25 protein-coding genes, 1 tRNA gene and 1 pseudogene are annotated in these 15,237 nt (G+C 62.9%); 16 read left to right on the top strand and 11 right to left on the bottom strand.

Features of this window, described 5'->3' with window-relative positions; translation table 11 throughout:
- The 4 genes from ACOYYX_RS15725 to ACOYYX_RS15740 form a co-directional block, all read right to left on the bottom strand.
- Positions 1-459 carry a thermonuclease family protein gene (locus ACOYYX_RS15725; RefSeq protein WP_422930859.1) on the bottom strand — a complete coding sequence of 153 codons (459 nt, stop codon included), beginning with the start codon at positions 457-459 and terminating at the stop codon, positions 1-3.
- Positions 460-521: 62 nt separating this feature from the next.
- Entirely contained in the window at positions 522-1,118 is a 597-nt protein-coding gene (locus ACOYYX_RS15730; RefSeq protein ID WP_422930860.1) for a hypothetical protein, read from the bottom strand.
- Between the two features lie 164 nt (positions 1,119-1,282).
- The gene (locus tag ACOYYX_RS15735) at positions 1,283-1,438 is read right to left on the bottom strand and encodes a hypothetical protein (RefSeq protein ID WP_422930861.1); all 156 of its coding nucleotides are present in this window, start codon (positions 1,436-1,438) and stop codon (positions 1,283-1,285) included.
- 58 nt (positions 1,439-1,496) lie between these two features.
- Positions 1,497-2,987 (bottom strand): FxLYD domain-containing protein, encoded by a 1,491-nt coding sequence (locus ACOYYX_RS15740; RefSeq protein ID WP_422930862.1) that lies wholly within the window; start codon positions 2,985-2,987, stop codon positions 1,497-1,499.
- A 321-nt stretch (positions 2,988-3,308) separates the two neighbouring features.
- Here ACOYYX_RS15740 and ACOYYX_RS15745 point away from each other — a divergent pair, with 321 nt between their 5' ends.
- Positions 3,309-3,491, top strand: a complete 183-nt coding sequence (locus ACOYYX_RS15745) for a helix-turn-helix domain-containing protein (protein ID WP_422930863.1) — start codon at positions 3,309-3,311, stop codon at positions 3,489-3,491.
- 2 nt (positions 3,492-3,493) lie between these two features.
- The gene (locus ACOYYX_RS15750) at positions 3,494-3,907 is read left to right on the top strand and encodes a hypothetical protein (protein WP_422930864.1); all 414 of its coding nucleotides are present in this window, start codon (positions 3,494-3,496) and stop codon (positions 3,905-3,907) included.
- A gap of 55 nt (positions 3,908-3,962) precedes the next feature.
- Here ACOYYX_RS15750 and ACOYYX_RS15755 read toward each other — a convergent pair whose 3' ends face one another.
- Positions 3,963-4,613 (bottom strand): hypothetical protein, encoded by a 651-nt coding sequence (locus ACOYYX_RS15755; RefSeq protein WP_422930865.1) that lies wholly within the window; start codon positions 4,611-4,613, stop codon positions 3,963-3,965.
- A complete protein-coding gene (locus tag ACOYYX_RS15760; RefSeq protein ID WP_422930866.1) occupies positions 4,610-4,819 on the bottom strand; it encodes a hypothetical protein in 210 nt (69 codons plus the stop codon). Before ACOYYX_RS15760 ends, ACOYYX_RS15755 begins: the two co-directional genes overlap by 4 nt.
- A gap of 203 nt (positions 4,820-5,022) precedes the next feature.
- Between ACOYYX_RS15760 and ACOYYX_RS15765 the strand changes: the two genes are divergently transcribed.
- The gene (locus tag ACOYYX_RS15765) at positions 5,023-5,637 is read left to right on the top strand and encodes a hypothetical protein (protein WP_422930867.1); all 615 of its coding nucleotides are present in this window, start codon (positions 5,023-5,025) and stop codon (positions 5,635-5,637) included.
- A gap of 22 nt (positions 5,638-5,659) precedes the next feature.
- Complete coding sequence (locus tag ACOYYX_RS15770; protein ID WP_422930868.1) at positions 5,660-5,782, top strand: hypothetical protein; 123 nt, start codon at positions 5,660-5,662, stop codon at positions 5,780-5,782.
- A 14-nt stretch (positions 5,783-5,796) separates the two neighbouring features.
- Here the strand turns inward: ACOYYX_RS15770 and ACOYYX_RS15775 are convergent, their stop codons facing one another.
- From ACOYYX_RS15775 to ACOYYX_RS15785, 3 genes are all read right to left on the bottom strand, one after another.
- On the bottom strand, positions 5,797-6,024 hold the full coding sequence (locus ACOYYX_RS15775) for a hypothetical protein (protein WP_422930869.1): 228 nt from the start codon (positions 6,022-6,024) through the stop codon (positions 5,797-5,799).
- A gap of 139 nt (positions 6,025-6,163) precedes the next feature.
- Complete coding sequence (locus ACOYYX_RS15780) at positions 6,164-6,598, bottom strand: hypothetical protein (RefSeq protein WP_422930870.1); 435 nt, start codon at positions 6,596-6,598, stop codon at positions 6,164-6,166.
- Positions 6,599-6,656: 58 nt separating this feature from the next.
- On the bottom strand, positions 6,657-7,196 hold the full coding sequence (locus ACOYYX_RS15785; protein WP_422930871.1) for a helix-turn-helix domain-containing protein: 540 nt from the start codon (positions 7,194-7,196) through the stop codon (positions 6,657-6,659).
- 251 nt (positions 7,197-7,447) lie between these two features.
- Between ACOYYX_RS15785 and ACOYYX_RS15790 the strand changes: the two genes are divergently transcribed.
- From ACOYYX_RS15790 to ACOYYX_RS15845, 12 genes and pseudogenes are all read left to right on the top strand, one after another.
- On the top strand, positions 7,448-7,579 hold the full coding sequence (locus ACOYYX_RS15790) for a hypothetical protein (RefSeq protein ID WP_422930872.1): 132 nt from the start codon (positions 7,448-7,450) through the stop codon (positions 7,577-7,579).
- A 249-nt stretch (positions 7,580-7,828) separates the two neighbouring features.
- The gene (locus ACOYYX_RS15795) at positions 7,829-8,038 is read left to right on the top strand and encodes a hypothetical protein (protein WP_422930873.1); all 210 of its coding nucleotides are present in this window, start codon (positions 7,829-7,831) and stop codon (positions 8,036-8,038) included.
- Between the two features lie 159 nt (positions 8,039-8,197).
- On the top strand, positions 8,198-8,476 hold the full coding sequence (locus ACOYYX_RS15800) for a hypothetical protein (RefSeq protein ID WP_422930874.1): 279 nt from the start codon (positions 8,198-8,200) through the stop codon (positions 8,474-8,476).
- Positions 8,473-8,748: a hypothetical protein gene (locus ACOYYX_RS15805; protein ID WP_422930875.1), complete on the top strand. Its 276-nt coding sequence runs from the start codon at positions 8,473-8,475 to the stop codon at positions 8,746-8,748. The genes ACOYYX_RS15800 and ACOYYX_RS15805 overlap by 4 nt, the downstream gene beginning before the upstream one ends.
- Positions 8,745-11,387, top strand: a complete 2,643-nt coding sequence (locus tag ACOYYX_RS15810; protein WP_422930876.1) for a DNA primase family protein — start codon at positions 8,745-8,747, stop codon at positions 11,385-11,387. Before ACOYYX_RS15805 ends, ACOYYX_RS15810 begins: the two co-directional genes overlap by 4 nt.
- 413 nt (positions 11,388-11,800) lie before the next feature.
- Positions 11,801-12,136, top strand: coding sequence for a hypothetical protein (locus tag ACOYYX_RS15815; protein ID WP_422930877.1), 336 nt, complete (start codon positions 11,801-11,803; stop codon positions 12,134-12,136).
- On the top strand, positions 12,133-12,399 hold the full coding sequence (locus ACOYYX_RS15820; RefSeq protein WP_422930878.1) for a hypothetical protein: 267 nt from the start codon (positions 12,133-12,135) through the stop codon (positions 12,397-12,399). The genes ACOYYX_RS15815 and ACOYYX_RS15820 overlap by 4 nt, the downstream gene beginning before the upstream one ends.
- A 10-nt stretch (positions 12,400-12,409) precedes the next feature.
- A complete protein-coding gene (locus tag ACOYYX_RS15825) occupies positions 12,410-12,640 on the top strand; it encodes a hypothetical protein (protein WP_422930879.1) in 231 nt (76 codons plus the stop codon).
- 94 nt (positions 12,641-12,734) lie between these two features.
- Entirely contained in the window at positions 12,735-12,893 is a 159-nt protein-coding gene (locus ACOYYX_RS15830; protein WP_422930880.1) for a hypothetical protein, read from the top strand.
- Positions 12,890-13,102 carry a hypothetical protein gene (locus ACOYYX_RS15835; protein ID WP_422930881.1) on the top strand — a complete coding sequence of 71 codons (213 nt, stop codon included), beginning with the start codon at positions 12,890-12,892 and terminating at the stop codon, positions 13,100-13,102. The genes ACOYYX_RS15830 and ACOYYX_RS15835 overlap by 4 nt, the downstream gene beginning before the upstream one ends.
- Before the next feature lie 34 nt (positions 13,103-13,136).
- Complete coding sequence (locus tag ACOYYX_RS15840; RefSeq protein WP_422930882.1) at positions 13,137-13,358, top strand: helix-turn-helix transcriptional regulator; 222 nt, start codon at positions 13,137-13,139, stop codon at positions 13,356-13,358.
- A gap of 4 nt (positions 13,359-13,362) precedes the next feature.
- Positions 13,363-14,361, top strand: a pseudogene (locus ACOYYX_RS15845) (tyrosine-type recombinase/integrase); the annotation flags it as partial.
- 301 nt (positions 14,362-14,662) lie between these two features.
- Here ACOYYX_RS15845 and ACOYYX_RS15850 read toward each other — a convergent pair.
- Positions 14,663-14,749: transfer RNA gene (locus ACOYYX_RS15850), tRNA-Ser, on the bottom strand.
- Positions 14,750-14,790: 41 nt separating this feature from the next.
- Positions 14,791-15,213, bottom strand: coding sequence for a bifunctional nuclease family protein (locus ACOYYX_RS15855; RefSeq protein ID WP_422930883.1), 423 nt, complete (start codon positions 15,211-15,213; stop codon positions 14,791-14,793).
- Positions 15,214-15,237 lie beyond the last annotated feature (24 nt).

The raw sequence follows: 15,237 nt of genomic DNA on the forward strand, positions 1-15,237 counted from the left end.
TCAAGGCTCCAGTTGGACTTTGCGGCCCGGCGATCGACATATGGGTGGCCAGACATTGTAGTCGCGGAAACCCCTTGCGGCGGAATCCCCAGGGGGCCAGGGGGGAGGTGTATTCCACGCATCGCCGGCTTGACCGACGTCGGGCGTTCGAGTATTCATCCGTCCATGCCTGGACACAAAGACAGATTCGTCGGCCACCTCGACGCGGATTGCTTCTACGTGTCGGCGGAGAGGGTCCGGGACGAGTTCCTCCTCGGGAAGGCGGTCGGCGTCCTCGACCACCGTGCGGCCATATCGATCCGTGTCCCTGGGCAGGATAGTCACGGCCTGGCCGAACGCCAGGTCGGAGGCTGCCTGCTTGGCCCTGGACCCGAAATCCTGCCCGGTCTCGGGCGAGTCAACCTCTTGCAGGCGGATCTTAACCTGCCGCTTGTCGGGGTCACTCCTCGGAACGGACAAAATTGCACGCTAACGGGAGTCGCAGCGGACTTCGGAAAGGCAAGACCGAGCGGAAGGGGCGCTTAGAAATCGTCCATCGACGATGGCGGCTTGTACGGCTTAACGGTCACCGTTGCGATCAGAAAGTCTTCGCGGCAGAGGAAGGGCCAAACCGAAAAATCACCGCTCGCGAAGAAACGCTCCATTTCCTCGGTGCGTCTGCGGTTGGTTACCAGCCAGTGCACGGTCATGGAGGCGAGCAGCGCCCCAAGGAGGCCGAGCAGCAATGTCAGCGGCCATGCTTGCCCTATAGCAGAGAACAGGAGAATCAAACCAACCACGAGATAGCAGCCCTGGCCCCAGGGTACCCAGTACGGAACTGCCCCCTTGACGTTTCTGGGCCATTCATAATCCAGGTCGGTGGCAAGAAAAAGGAGCGCGCGGTTGGCGGTCTCCAGGATCTCTTCCGAGACGGCGTATCGCCCTTCGAGCTTGTACGGCCAGAGCAAGTCGCTGCTGTAGAGGCTCCACCCGAACTGGGAGACTTCGGAGACCGCCGCGTCGCCGGAGTCGAGCCAATGCTCGTAGTGCCGGTCATCGAAGTCATCATTGGTCATGGCCCCGGAGACGAGCATGCGGAGACAGCGGGCCAACTCTTCTCTGCCACAACGCTCGATCACTGCTACTCCTCGCCTGTCGGTTTCGATCGCGCGTTTCTCGGGGTGTGAGTGGGGTCGCTCCTCGGAACGGACAAAATCGTACGCTAAGGACTCGGGAGTGACTGTTCATCGAGGAACCGGCGGACGGAAGTTCTGCTGATGCCGAGCCTCTTGGCGATCTCCCGTTAGCGTGCAATTTTGTCCGTTCCGAGGCGTGACCCCTTGTCGGCCGTGAGCACCGTCAGAGTGTCGCCGTCGCTGACGCCGACGACCCTGGCGGGATAGTCGGCGATCGCGGCCGGGGCCAACAGGAGCAGGATGGCGGGGGGGCAAGCGATCATAGGCAGGCCTTCCACTCGGGCGGTGACATCGTGTCACCATGCGGCGTTAGTCGGCGAGTTACTGATGCACGTCCTTGCCCGACTTGTCCGCCCAGGGGATGCTCTTGCCCGAGCCTGCCGTGAAGTCGACCTTGAGATGGTCGTATCGCTCGGCCGCCTTCACCAGCAGCTTGAAGGTCCCCACCTCCCCCGGCTCGAGGGGGTCGGGCTTCAGGTAGGAGTCATCCGTCTCGAGCAGGTTGCCGGCCCGATCCTCGAGCGTGATGGCGATCTTCAAGCTGTCGAGGGATTCACCGCTCGCGTTTTTCACCCTCCCCTGGACCTCGAGGTAACGCTCGGAGTCCGAGGGTTTCGCGACGATGTCAGTTAGGACAAGACTCCGGGCTCCGGCATCCTTTGTCGGGAGAACCTGCTCCTTTAGATCGTCGGCAAAGGGGGGCCGAACCATGGTTATCGGTTGTATAGACCAGCCGAGCTTTTCGTCGAGGATGCCGGCCCGCTCTTGAGACGAGCCAGCGGAAAGGAGTTTCTCTGCAATCCCCTGGGCCCCCTCATTCTTCTCCCGCTTGGCCGCCGCCAGCGATTCACGAAACAGCTTCTCTGCCTTCCCGGAATCACTAGTGCAGCCCCATCCTTTCTCGTAACAGGAAGCGAGCATTAAGAGATGAGCCGCATTGCCTGACTCTGAGGCTTTCAAGAACGCAGCGAAGCCCAAGGCTGGGTCGCTGGGGTATGCGCCGATGAACCCCAGCCTGAACATGGTGCCCTGATTAAAAGATGCCTGCGCGTCGCCCGATGCTGCGGCCATGGTGAGCCACTTCATATGGGTCTGCGCAAAAGTATTTGACGATTTTATGTCTTTGTTTTGTAATGCTTTGTCTCTGCGATCTTCGGCCATTTCTGCACATCGAATCATCCCATCGACAGAACCAGCCTTCGCGGCCTTCTCGTATAAGAGGTTTGCTTTCGGCCAATCCTCCGGAACGCCTGTGCCGGTCCAATAGTGATCGCCGAGTTGTACGAGGGCGAATATGTACCCGGCGTCGGAAGCCTTTTTGTACCAGGCGATGGCTTGCTTAAGATTCTTGGTCACTCCAAGGCCTCCGGAATAGCAATTCCCTAGTCTCGCCATCGCTGCCGGGTAGCCCTTCTTGGCCGAACGCATATACCAATTGAACGCCAAATCATTGTCAGGCTTCACTCCCAGCCCCATCGAATATGCCTTGCCAAGCGTGTAGGCACACTCAGAGGACTTGTCGGCATTGGCTTTGAGATAAGGCATTACTTCGTCCACAAGCTGGGCAGCTCTGACGGGGTCGAATGTGGTTACACCTCGCGATCGACTCTCTACAGTGTCTTCTCGCAGCAATTGAGCCAGATAGAACTTGCAGATGGGATCGTCTGAACCCTTCGCCTTTTCTAAGGCCTCTCCATATCGCCCGAGGCTTGCCAATGAGAGTACCTGCTTCCTCGCATTAGCGTCCTCAGCCAGCGATTCCAAGGGGGCCAGGAGGCTGGCCAGGGCCAGCGTCGCCAAGATGGTGCGCACGGTTCCATCCCAAAGCAGAATGCCCCCGCCGGGGCCGTAACGCACCTGGCGGGGGCATCGGGTCGGGGCATCGCCCCGAGCGTTTCAATGCGGCGTGGTTACGGGCACGCGCTTGGATCCGAGCGTAGCGTGCGACCGCCGGGCACTCAAGGCGTTAGAGATCTGGGCCGTCTCGGGCAGGAAATGGTGAAGGATCGACCGGCATTCAGAACTGGCTTGACCAGTCGACTTTTGAGCTTATCCTAGTGCCCCGAGTAACAGGGATGGCTGGGCTCCGAGAGGAATGTAGGCCCATGGTGTCGGCGATCGCTCCGTAGCCGCATGCAATGCATCGGCCTGAGTCAGGCGGATGCGGCAAGGGCCCTGGGAGCTAAGCGGCAGTCGTTCGGCCACGCGGAGAACGGGCCACGATTCGTATTACCTGATCGGCTGATCAATTTCGCCCAGGTCTTCGGCCTCGATCCCCCATGCTCTAACATCAGGACTGCTTCGCTCGAGGGATAGCGATGACGACGTTCGTGGGACTCTTCACTAACGACGATAACGGCGAGAAGTCCAAGGTCGGAGGGACGATCGAGTTCACGGTCGATCCCGTGACGAGGAGCGTCCAACGGGCGAGAGGCCTGATCCAACTGCATTTCGGCGAGGAGAAATCCACCCACGTGGGTAGCCTCCTGCGACGCTCCGAGGCCCGCGAGGACACCGGCCTGGACTTGATCCTTCTCCCCGGCCGCGTACAGGGGACAAGGGAAATGCCCCTCTCGTTGTGCGGGTCGGGGTTTGAGCTCGAGGTGGAAAAGGCCGATACCGATGAAAACCTACATATCCCGCTGCGAATGAGCATCGACATTGAAGTTCTGTGCGTCCAGCCGGGGGAATGGGCCCTACTCAAGTGGCGCAGCCATGAGATCCTGAGCTGACTTCTGCCTCACGAACGGGGGAGGCTCGATCCTCAACCCTGGGATCGGACGGCCGTCACCCTCGTTTCGGCTTCCTGGCCCTGGGCCCCCTCGGCAGCGAATACCGATTCGCCTTGTACCGCACCGGCCACCGGCGTTCCCCGTGGGCGATCGGCTTCACGATCTCGAGCAGCTCAACCACGAGCAGCCCGGTCTTCGTCAGCTCTGCAAGCGTGCTCCTGAGGTCAATCTCCCCGATCCTGCCTTTGAGGCGGGACTCGAGGTCTCGGGCGAAGCTCGGCCCGTTCTTCGCAATGTCGGCCAGGACGAGCTCGAGCTGGGCCTCTCGCCTGGCCTGCTTCTCCCGCTGAGCCCCGGCGGACTGAGGACTCGGACTGGCCACCGTCCTCTCCTGGGCCGGCAAAGGCAGTTTCGATGCGGCATACTCCCTCGCCTTGTAGGGGATCTGCCGCTCGACGCCGTCGATCATTCGATCGAACGTGAGCACCTTCACCTCGACGACGACCCTTCCTTGATCCGCCAGGGCTTCAAGCGTCCGCTTGACCAGGTGCTCCCCCATCATCGAGTACAGTCGCACCCGGATCGCGGAGATGACGCTGGGCCCATTCGCCTTGAGGTCGCCCAGGACCGCAGTTTCGAGCTCGTCCATGTCGCGGGCCGTCAGCCGCCTCGGGCGAGTCTCGTCGCCAGGGCTCGACGCGCTCACCGCTCGGGCGGCTCCTGGAAGTTGTTGCGTTCGGCGAACTCGGCCAACGCCCGGTCGATGATCCCGACCTTCGTCGTGCGGAACTTGGTGGCCAGCTCGGCCAACCAGGTGCTCCATTCTGGCGTCCCCTTGAGGGACATGATCGTCTCTCGCGGCTTGCTCGCCTGGGGTGGCTCGGGCGAGGCGTCATTTCGTTTCTTGGCCATGGCTGAATCTCCTTGTACTCACAGTATATACCAGAGATTGCCGAAGGGAATCCCTAGAGAACGAGGAATACTCACTTAGGGTATTGACTAGGGATTGTCCCGGTATATACTTTGGGTGTGGAGACGAGAAAGGGCCGGGGGCGTCTGATACACGCCCCCAGCCCAGGTGAAGAGCCCCGAACCCGGAAAGATTGGAGCCTTCGATGACGATCATGACCCGCACTCGCCCGACGGTCAAGCCGACCCGCCGATCCCCCCGGATTGACCGCCCCTTCGGCGAAGGCCTTGAGGAACGCGGCCTCTGCTGCCCGATCGACCAGCGTCCCCTCCCGAAGATCAACGGCCAGGGCCTGACGTCCGAGGAGTTCGACCGGGTCAACCGGGCGAAGAACCGGGCCTGGCACGCCTACGCGGTGGACTGCCCCGAGGCCTCCCTCCCCGAGTGCGACGTCGTCGCCCGCAAGGCCGCCACGGACGAGCTTCGTCGGCTCCTGATGGAGCGGCCCTCGGCGCCCGCCCTGGCCACCGCCGTCGAGGTCGAGCCCGAGGTTGCTGTCGAGGCGTCCCCGGTCGTCTCACCCCCGCACAGCTCGATCCCGGCCCCGAAGTTCGCCCGACGCCGCATCCACGACCGGGGCGACGAGCTCTGGTGGAGCCAGGTCCGCGACGCCGAGGGGCGCGGCCTGGGCGACGAGGGGGACGACGACGAGCTGGAGAGCGCCTACCACGCCTGGCTCTTCTCGGCGGCCCCGCTGGTCATCTCCGACCTCTCCGACGACCGCAACGGCGCGTTCCACGTCGGCGAGCTGCTCGACTGACGACAAAAGGGCGGGCCGGGCGATGAAGCCCGACCCGCCCTCACGCATGCCCACGGAAGCCGCCGAGGCCGAGAGGGTCAAGGCCAGGCGGAAGGCGAAGAAGCCGAGGCGGACGAAGCGGTCCGCGGAGAAGGCGATGAGATGAAGTCGACACGGCATCTATGCGAAGGCGAGGATCAGGAAGGCGATACCGAGGATGAGCTCGACCACGCTGATCGCCCGGAGAACTCGGGGCTTGAATGGCACGACGCGGTTGATCATGTCATAGGAGGCCCTGGGGACGACCCTCCTATTCGACGCCAGCACGGCCTCGGGGAAGAAGAACTGGACGGCCGAAGCGACGACCAGCATCAGCCCCCAGGCGAGGAAGACGTAATCGATTTCCATGTCCGGCTCCCGCGTCTTTTGCCGCACAAACCCGGGGGGGGAGGTGATTTGCTACGGCCTCTCGCTGTTATACATAGTTGGCGTCCGTTGCACATTTTTACGCGATATTTTTGGGGGGTATTTCGATGGGTCCGAGAGGTCACTCGGATCCCGCCTTTCCGAATTGGATCGCCCTGAATTCTTCGATGGAGATCGTATCCATGAGCTCCTCGAAGGCTTCTCGGGTGTAAGCGGGGTCGGCTGCCTTCATGCCGGTCCAAAGGAGTGCCATCACATACTCGGGCGACTCCATCAGGCGGTTCCACGCCGGGCTGTCGATGGAATAGGACTCAGGTTCCTCGACCAACTTCTTGAACTCGGCTTTTACGATGACGTGCCGAGTCGTCTCATTGCAATCGGCGAGAAGCTCTTGGATGCGCAGATACGGAGTGAGCTTGTTCGTGACCGACCGATTCAACGGCCCCCACGTAGCTTCGTCGTCGGGCGGCGCGAAAGGGTACTCCACACCAGCGATCCTTACGACATGTTCGGAGCCGCTTCCCGATGACGAACCTTCGCCGATGCGTGAGGACATGGCAATCACTCCTTGAGAGCTTGCTTGGCCAGGATTCTGAAGGGGAATTGCACACCTTTCAGTCTGGGTCAGTTTCATCAACGGGCGGCCGCTTACCTGTTCGCTTCTTTGCCTCCTTACGGCCCTTATCTCGTCGCTCTCGGATCATAGCCGTGAATTTGAACATTTCTCCAAGGCACTCATGGTAGCGGGTAGCATGTGAACCAAACGCTTGACTGGCATTCACCTGCGTGGCTTTGGCAAGAGACTCCATGTCCATAAACATGGATCGATCCATCAATAGCAGACGTGCAAAAACGACACGTGTCTCCAATTTTATTAGTCGCAACAGTTTCAGGATGACGAACTCGTCCTCTGAAATTTCTTCGTTGCGAGTTGACTGGATAGGTCCACCCTTCGATTCGTCTGCCAACCAGTCAAGGCTGACATCTAAGACACGAGCGATATTCAAGGCTTGGCTCAGATTGGGAGACGAGCCCTGAGCAGCGGATTTCCATTCGGAAATCCTCGACGGAGGTATGTCAAGTAACTTGGCCAAGTCGGCCTGGTTAAGTCCCTTTTGCATTGCGACGAGCAGGGCCTTATCGATCAATCGCATCCTCGGCAACACTCCTAAACATCAGCCAATTCGGTGGTCGAAGGCAAAGACGAGCAAGTTACAGGATTCCGTATTGACAAGTTACGGAACAGTGGAATAATGAATTCCGTGATGGCCAACTCATATGCCATTGAGGCCTGTCCAAGTGTAACTGAATTCTAGCACGAAAGGAGGGCATCATCCTTCCCCTTTGCAAAATCGCTGAACAGATCGGGGAGAACGTTCACTTCGTCAAAGGCGCGGCCGTCGCTATGGATTTGAAACTCACCTGGATCGGCACGGCCCTCTGTCTCACGACCGAGGATGCTGACAAGCTCGTGAAATCCATGTCCAAGAAGGTGATCCCGCGTCGCCAGATGAAGGCGGTCGCCGCCGCCTCGTGACCCGACGAGGCGGCCCAGCTCGGTCCATCTGAGCACTCGAGACAACTGCGGATGCCTGTCGTCGAGGGCCGCACCCCACGGTGTGCACGGTCGTCGTGCGCCCTCAACGAAAAAGCCCCCGGACGGCTGTAACCGCCCGAGGGCCGAACTCACACCCATGCCCCGCGAAAGGCCCAGGCAATGAGAATTTTAGAACGTTCCTCACGCGATCTCAAGTCATCCAGTAGCCGTGACGGCTACGAGCCACCGTTGGAACGCGTCGCTTGGCTGCTCGAACAGCTCCGCTATCCCTCGCCGCACACCCAGGCGATCGTCGAGCACTGCCGCTCAGCCGGGACCGTCGAGGGTTGCCCCTGGTTGAAGCCGGAAGATCGTCCATACGTGCAGGCGTTGCTCGATGACACGCCCGCCCCGGCAGCGTCGCCGGTCCGCAAGAGTCGAGGACAACGACTCGCGTAGCGAAGCGAAAACGGGGCGGGCCTCGATCTGCGGTCGAGTCCCACCCCTGCGATCAAACCCCACGATGCACACCAGGGTCACCAGGAGATCGATCCCATGGAGTTTAGCAGAAGGATCCCGTTCTTGCCCGCGTTTGCCCTCGGAAATGATGGAGCCTCGATGCAGGCCCCCCGGCGCGGGCGTCCGTTCCGGCCGCTCTTCCAGAGCGCGTGCATGAGCTTTGGCAGCGGCGTCTTCATCGAGGCCACCGTGGGCGTTGTCACGGCCAAGCACTATTGGAGGGTCCAGAGGTCGAGGAATTCTTGGTCTGACGGCATTCAGCCGTTCTTCGCGGGGCCGATCGTCGCGATGGTCATGTTGCGGTGGGTCCCCGTGGATGACCCGAAATGGGCCGCAACCATCACCGAGCGACTGGAGCGGGAGGGCTCGGGGCGATGAGTCACCACAACTCGCCGACGATCCCGCTCCAGGCCAGGCCGGTCGCGACTAGGGTCAACTGGCTACGGGTCGACGGGAAGCTCGTCACCGCGATCGCCCGACAGTGGGGCGACGGCGACACGGGCCATGCGGGGCGATGCCACCTCTGCCCGGCGTGCGGGGCCCGGGAAAACCTCTGCCTCCTCCTCGTCGACGGTTATGTCCCTCGGGAGGAAGCTCCCCTCTTCACCATCCGGAATCACGACATCCAAACCCCAGGAGAAGCGTGGTGAGCCAGGCCATAGCCGAGGCACCTCCGATGTACACCGATCGACAGGTCGCGAGTTGGCTGGGCCTGTTCGCCGAGCCCGGCCACATGCTCGAAATTCGGGTGCTGAGATATACGGCACCCGGGAAGTCCGGCCCATCGCCTGTGTCCAGGCAGTTCAAGGCCGAGGAGTTGCTCGAGGCCGCCCACGAGGCCTTACGCCTGTCCAATCGGGCCCCGGGCACCTATTTCACGCTGAACCCGATCAGGGCCGGCCTTGGTAAGAACCAGGCCGCCAAGGATACCGACGTGGTCAGCCGTAAGCGGCTCCTGATCGATATCGACGTGAAGCGGGAGGCCAAGGGCGAGCTCTCGTCGACCGACGAGGAGAAGGCGATCGCGCTCGAGGTGTCCCTTGCCGTCCGGGAGTACCTGGACGGCAAGGGCTGGCCCGAGCCAGTCGAGGCCGACAGCGGCAACGGCTGGCACCTGTCCTACGGGTACGACCTCCCCAACGACGACGCCAGCCGGGACCTCACCAGGTCGCTCCTCGAGGCGCTCAACCGCCGCTTCGAGACCGATGGGGCGAGGATCGACACCGGGGTCTTCAACGCATCCAGGATCACCAAGGTTTACGGGACCAGGGTGCGGAAGGGCGAGGACACCCCGGAGAGGCCGCATCGCTACTCGCACGTCGTGAAGGCCCCCGACGAGCTCCGGCCCGTCTCGGCCGAGCAGATCCGCGACGTGATCGCGGAGCTCGCCGCCGGGCCCGACCTCGAAGAAGAGATCAGGCGCAAGCAGGCCCGGGCGGAAGCGGAGGCCAAAACTTCCGCAAGGAAGCCGAGGGGCAAAGGCTTCACGGCCACGTCATGGACGGTCGAGGATCGGGCCGTCGCATACCTCTCGAAATGCGAGCCAGCGGTGTCCGGGCAGCACGGTCACGATAAAGCGTTCAAGGCCGCGTGCAAGGTCGGGCCCGGGTTCAACCTCCCGCCCGAGGTCGCCTATCGGCTGCTTTCCCAGGTCTACAACCCGACCTGCGTACCGCCCTGGAGCGATCGGGAACTCCGGCACAAGGTCGACGACGCTTACAAGGTCGAGCAGCGTCGGGGGTGGCTCCTAAACGACGACGGGGCCAAAGCCTCGGCGAACGGGCACGGGAGCGGGAGCGGACATAGCAGTGGTACCGCCGAGGCGCCGGGAGGCGAGTCGCCCGAGAGGCCGAACGAGGCGGTCGACGACCCCCATCGCCTTGCCAGGGTCTATCGCGACCGTGAGTGCTCGCACCCCGATGGGTTGACGCTACGCTCCTGGCAGGGCGAGTGGATCCGGTGGAATGGTGCCTATCGGCCAGTCACCGATAAGGACGTCAACGCGGAGCTGGCAGCCGCGGTGAAACACGAATTCGACCGGGTCAACCTGGTGGCCATCAGGGCATGGGAGAAGGCCGGCAGGGTCGACGAATCCGGCAAGCCTTCTCCGGCCCCAGTGGTCCGCAAGGTCACGAACAACCTGATCGGCAACGTATCGCTCGCGCTCCGGGGTTACACCCAGCTCGACGCCTCCACGGTTCAACCTTCATGGCTCGACTGTGATCCGCCTTTCTCGGCGACCGAAGTACTGCCGACCCGGAACGCTCTGGTCTATCTCCCCGGATTGGTCTCCGGGGACGACTCAATCCTCGACCCGACTCCGCGGTTCTTCTGCCCGTACGTGCTCGATTACGCGTTCGACTGCATGGCACCGCGGCCCGAGGGATGGCTCGCCTTCCTCGACTCGCTCTGGCCCGACGATCCGGAGAGTATTGCACTCTTGCAGGAGTGGTTCGGGCATCTACTGACCCCGGACACGTCGCATCAGAAGATCCTGCTCATGGTCGGCCCGAAACGCTCCGGCAAGGGGACCATCGCGAGGATCATCAGGCGGCTGATCGGCGAGGCGAACGTCGCCAACCCGACGCTCTCGGGCATCGGGTCGAACTTCGGCCTGGCGCCCCTCATCGGCAAACCGGCCGCCATCATCACGGACGCCAGGCTCTCCGGGCGGTCGGACATCGCACAGATCGTCGAGCGGCTCCTCTCCATCTCCGGGGAGGACGGCCAGTCAGTCGACCGGAAGCATCGGGAGTCGTGGTCCGGGAAGCTCCCGGCCCGGTTCACGATCATCTCGAATGAGCTCCCCAGGCTCTCCGACCAGTCCGGGGCCCTGGCCGGACGGATGCTCATCCTCCGCCTGACGGTCAGCTTCTACGGGCGGGAGGACACCGCCCTCGAGCGCAAGCTCATCCCCGAACTGCCCGGGATCCTCCTCTGGGCTATAGGCGGATGGCAACGGCTGCGTGAGCGGGGGCACTTCGTTCAGCCGCAATCCAGCCTCGAGCTCGTGGAGCAACTCGAGGATCTCGCCAGCCCAGTGGGGGCGTTCCTCAAGGAACGATGCGTGATCGGCCAAGATCACGAGGTTCAGGCTGAGGATTTGTACGCCGTCTGGAAGGAGTGGTGCAGCAAGAATGGTCATCCGCATGCTGGCACGCTCCAACGCTTTGGTAGAGACCTCCGGTCGGTTCTTCCCACCATCAAGACAGCGAATAGACGCCTTCCAGATGGGAGCCGCAAGCGGTTCTATGAGGGAATTGCCATATCTAATCCTTCTTTCTTCTGACTCTTCTGGTACGCGATGGTACTCGTACCAAAACACTGCACGCATTGGTTCGAAAGTAAAAGAAACATAAGAGGTAACTAGTGGATCTTAAGAGTGGAACACATAGTGGACTTGCAGTGCATTGGTCCGCGTACCATCGCGTACCAGTCCTGGCCACCTGCCTGGCTTCGAAACATACCCTGGCCGGACCCCAAGCCGGCCGAACCCGCTACCCCGACGCCCGAGCCGGCTCCCGTCATTGAGCTCCCGAGCTGCCGCTCGGTGCTCCCTTCGTGGCAAGTCGAGTGGCGGGAGCGGTGGGGCCGACGGGCGAACCAACTCGAGGATCAAGCTCACGACTGGCGCGAGGCCGAGCGTCTCGCCTTCGAAGAGGTTTCGAACCTTAAGACCCAGCAAGCGGAGAAAGGCAGACGATGACGAGACGTTCGCTCAAGCCCAATGACATCCTGCTCGCCGGTCGAATGGTCATCCTCGAATCGAGCCCCCCCCATCTCGGCATCATCGTGTGGTGCCCATTCTGCAAGGGGGATCACCTCCACAGCTGGCCCGCGCCGCCGTTTCGCTCTGACAAGGTCGCGCACCGCGTCTCGCACTGTTGGGGGAAGGTCCACCCGAGCGGCTATTACATCGGCCTGGACCCTTCGCGCACCGACCACAATCGCGAGGTCATCAAACACTTCAAGCTTTCCCTGGCCCGATGGGAGTCGCGTAAGGCGGCTGCCCTGACATCGAAAGGCAATCTCTCATGACGGTCTGGAAGATCAGCGGCGAGGCGGACAACGGCAGCAACGGCGGCCCGATGGAATGCATCGCCCTAAGTCCGTGTGACCTCGAGTTGCCAGCGGCTCAAGAGGCTCTCTCCGATGCCCATCCTGGCTACGAGTGGTATCGGGTCGACTCCATCTGCAACATCGGGAAGCTGCGGCAAGGGTGGAAGGTCGAAAGCCAGGAACTCGGGGCGTTCCTGAAATCCAATGGCGTGGCAACCCCCTTCGATAAAGGTTCCTTCTGAGGCTCGAGCCATGGCTGAGACCCCACGCCGGGACGACCTGCCTTCGTACTGGGGGGCGGTCGTTGACGACCTCGAAGACCGCATCAACGACCTCTGCCGAAGGCTCGAGCGCTCGAGACAGAGGATCAAGACCCAACGCGAGGCCTGTTCCCTCGAACGGGCCAAGAACCTACTCCTGCGTCTCCAGGTGAAGCGGCTCGAGGAGCAGGTCCAATCCCTCGGAGGTAAGACCCGTGACTGAACGGCGAAGCCTTTGTCAGAGGTGCGGTAGCATCATCGTTGACGGCCTGGCCCTGCGGATATCCGCGGCCTCCATAGGCCGCCCGGACGTCTCCTTGTGTTCGGGGTGCGGGGAGCTGCTCTCCGACTGGCTGGCCGGAGGGAAGGACGACCCCGACGCGCTCCCGGCCGAGCTGGATCCCGCCCCCGACTGGCCGCCGCTCGCGGGCCGGAGTGCCACCCCGAGAGACTTCGCGCCGGGGGCCGCCTCATGAAGAGGATCGAACGCGCGAGGCTCGTGATGGCCCTGGTCGCCGGCCCCCACACGGTCGGCAGCCTCGGGAACTATGCGGCACGCAATGCCACCCCCGCCGAGATCCTCGGGGTCCTCGAGGCCCTCGAGAGCGGCGGCTTCATCCGATCGGCCGAGGAGCGGTCCCGCACCGGCCGGGCCATGAGAGTCTATCGCTGGTCGTCGAGATGACCGGCCACCCCCGAACCCTCGAGGAACCCGACGAATGCCCCCGTCAACGAAGCAGCCCCCCGCCCCGGTCGTCCTCGATACCATGATCGGCATGGACGAGCTGGCGAAGACGCTGAACATCTCCCGACGCCTCCTCGAGAGGCTCCGGGCCGCGAAGTCCATCCCGGAGCCCGACCTGGTGCTGGGCCGGATGCCCAGATGGAAGCCCGAGACGATCAAGGCCTGGATCGACCAACCGAAGCCGAAAGGGAAGTGAGCCCATGGCATCCCTGCGGAAGCGCGGCAAGTTCTGGTACTACCGCTTCACCGGAGCGAACGGCGAGAAGGTCGAGCGCAAGGGGACGACCGACAAGCGCGTGACCGAGGAGCTCGCCCGGGCCGCCGAGGGCGAGGCCGCCAAGGTCAAGGCCGGGATCCTCGACCCGAAGCAGCTCGCCCGGAACGTGCACGAGGCACGCCCCCTGCCCGCCCACGTCGAGGACTGGAAAGCCTACCTGCTGGCCAAGGATTCGACCCAGCAGCACGCCGACCTCAGCCGCAACCGCGTGACCCGCATCGTGGAGCTGGCCAACCTCGGGCGGATCTCCGACCTCATCCCCTCGAGGGTCCAGGCCGCCCTCAAGGAGATCCGGGACGGCGAGGGGGGACGCCGCGGCGTCTCCCTCCGCTCGCTCCACCACTACACCCGCGCGGCCAAGGGGTTCTCGAGGTGGCTCTGGCGGGACGGACGCTCGGCCCAGGACACCCTCGCCCACCTCACGAGCCCCAACCCCGACGCCGACCGAAGGCACCGCCGACGCCCCCTCACGGTCGAGGAGCAGGCCGCCCTCTTCAAGGCCGCCGAGTCCGGGGAGCCATCGCTCAAGATCGGAGGCCCCGACCGGGCCGCCCTCTACCGGGTGGCGCTCGGGACCGGGTTCCGGGCCAACGAGCTGCGGTCCCTCACGCCCGAGGCCTTCCGCCTCGGCGACGACCCGCCCACGATCACGGTGGCCGCCGCCTACTCGAAGCGCCGACGCGACGACGTCCAGCCGATCCGCCTCGACCTGGCCGAGGCCCTCCGCCCCTGGCTGGCCGACAAGGAGCCCGGCCGCCCCGTCTTCGGCATCCTGACCCAGCACACGAACCTGCTGATCCAGCGCGACCTCAAGCGGGCCGGCATCCCCTACAAGGACGCCTCGGGCAAGGTGGCCGACTTCCACGCCCTGCGGCACTCCTACGTCACCGCCCTGGCCAGGTCGAGCGCCCCGGTCAAGACGGTCCAGACCCTCGCCCGGCACTCGACCCCGACCCTCACGCTCGGGGTCTACAGCCACGTCGGCCTGGCCGACCAGTCTGCCGCATTGGCAGCCCTGCCCTCGGCCGAACCCGATCTTATAAACAAACCCCTTGCCCACCTATTGCCCACCGACGGGGACGGACGGGGACAACTGCCGGCGGATACGGGCGGAAACTCCGATACGAGTATCCGCCCGGATGGGCTCGATCTCGAAGGCTCTAACCCGTTGGAGATTGTGGTCTTAGACGCTCAAGGGCGGGAGATGGCGGACGCTGGCGGAGCGGAGGGGGTGGGATTCGAACCCACGGATGACTTGCGCCATCTACGGTTTTCAAGACCGTCCCAATCGGCCACTCTGGCACCCCTCCGGATACGGATCGGTCGGCTCAAATGGAGTCGACCGATTATGTCACTGTCCAACTTCGTCGATGATGTCCTCGGCGACGAAGATCGGGACGTCAATCGTCACTGCGACGGCGATGGCATCACTCGGACGCGAATCGACCTCGATGAGTTCGCCGCCGTGGCGGATTCTGAGTTTGGCGTAGTAGGTGTGCTCGCGAAGTTCGCTGATGTAGATGTCCTGGAGTTCGCCGTTCAAGAGTTCGATGGTGTTGGCGAGGAGGTCGTGAGTCAAGGGGCGAGGGGAGGGAATTCCCCTCACACGCCGATCGATGCTGCTTGCCTCGTAGATGCCGATCACGATCGGGAACGTCCGTTCGCCATCCACTTCCTTCAGGAAGATGATCTGCTGCTCATTATTGTCGTTGATGATGATCCGCGTTAGTTCCATCTGCACGGGCACGGCGGTGGTCCCCCTGGACGCCGACATCACGGAGGCGTCGCCGGAATAGCC

Origin of the sequence: Singulisphaera chitinilytica, from assembly GCF_049331405.1 — a bacterium.
Lineage (GTDB): Bacteria > Planctomycetota > Planctomycetia > Isosphaerales > Isosphaeraceae > PoT.

Bases quoted from the DNA above. Each gene is read 5' to 3' on its own strand.
- ACOYYX_RS15765 (WP_422930867.1), top strand. From the start codon at position 5,023: ATGACGATCATGACCCGCACTCGCCCGACGGTCAAGCCGACCCGCCGA.
- ACOYYX_RS15750 (WP_422930864.1), top strand. From the start codon at position 3,494: ATGACGACGTTCGTGGGACTCTTCACTAACGACGATAACGGCGAGAAG.
- ACOYYX_RS15855 (WP_422930883.1), bottom strand. From the start codon at position 15,213: ATGTCGGCGTCCAGGGGGACCACCGCCGTGCCCGTGCAGATGGAACTA.
- ACOYYX_RS15735 (WP_422930861.1), bottom strand. From the start codon at position 1,438: ATGATCGCTTGCCCCCCCGCCATCCTGCTCCTGTTGGCCCCGGCCGCG.
- ACOYYX_RS15815 (WP_422930877.1), top strand. From the start codon at position 11,801: ATGACGAGACGTTCGCTCAAGCCCAATGACATCCTGCTCGCCGGTCGA.
- ACOYYX_RS15825 (WP_422930879.1), top strand. From the start codon at position 12,410: ATGGCTGAGACCCCACGCCGGGACGACCTGCCTTCGTACTGGGGGGCG.
- ACOYYX_RS15805 (WP_422930875.1), top strand. From the start codon at position 8,473: ATGAGTCACCACAACTCGCCGACGATCCCGCTCCAGGCCAGGCCGGTC.
- ACOYYX_RS15780 (WP_422930870.1), bottom strand. From the start codon at position 6,598: ATGTCCTCACGCATCGGCGAAGGTTCGTCATCGGGAAGCGGCTCCGAA.
- ACOYYX_RS15785 (WP_422930871.1), bottom strand. From the start codon at position 7,196: ATGCGATTGATCGATAAGGCCCTGCTCGTCGCAATGCAAAAGGGACTT.
- ACOYYX_RS15800 (WP_422930874.1), top strand. From the start codon at position 8,198: ATGCAGGCCCCCCGGCGCGGGCGTCCGTTCCGGCCGCTCTTCCAGAGC.
- ACOYYX_RS15835 (WP_422930881.1), top strand. From the start codon at position 12,890: ATGAAGAGGATCGAACGCGCGAGGCTCGTGATGGCCCTGGTCGCCGGC.
- ACOYYX_RS15770 (WP_422930868.1), top strand. From the start codon at position 5,660: ATGAAGCCCGACCCGCCCTCACGCATGCCCACGGAAGCCGCCGAGGCC.
- ACOYYX_RS15790 (WP_422930872.1), top strand. From the start codon at position 7,448: ATGGATTTGAAACTCACCTGGATCGGCACGGCCCTCTGTCTCACGACC.
- ACOYYX_RS15760 (WP_422930866.1), bottom strand. From the start codon at position 4,819: ATGGCCAAGAAACGAAATGACGCCTCGCCCGAGCCACCCCAGGCGAGC.
- ACOYYX_RS15775 (WP_422930869.1), bottom strand. From the start codon at position 6,024: ATGGAAATCGATTACGTCTTCCTCGCCTGGGGGCTGATGCTGGTCGTC.
- ACOYYX_RS15745 (WP_422930863.1), top strand. From the start codon at position 3,309: ATGCAATGCATCGGCCTGAGTCAGGCGGATGCGGCAAGGGCCCTGGGA.
- ACOYYX_RS15820 (WP_422930878.1), top strand. From the start codon at position 12,133: ATGACGGTCTGGAAGATCAGCGGCGAGGCGGACAACGGCAGCAACGGC.
- ACOYYX_RS15840 (WP_422930882.1), top strand. From the start codon at position 13,137: ATGCCCCCGTCAACGAAGCAGCCCCCCGCCCCGGTCGTCCTCGATACC.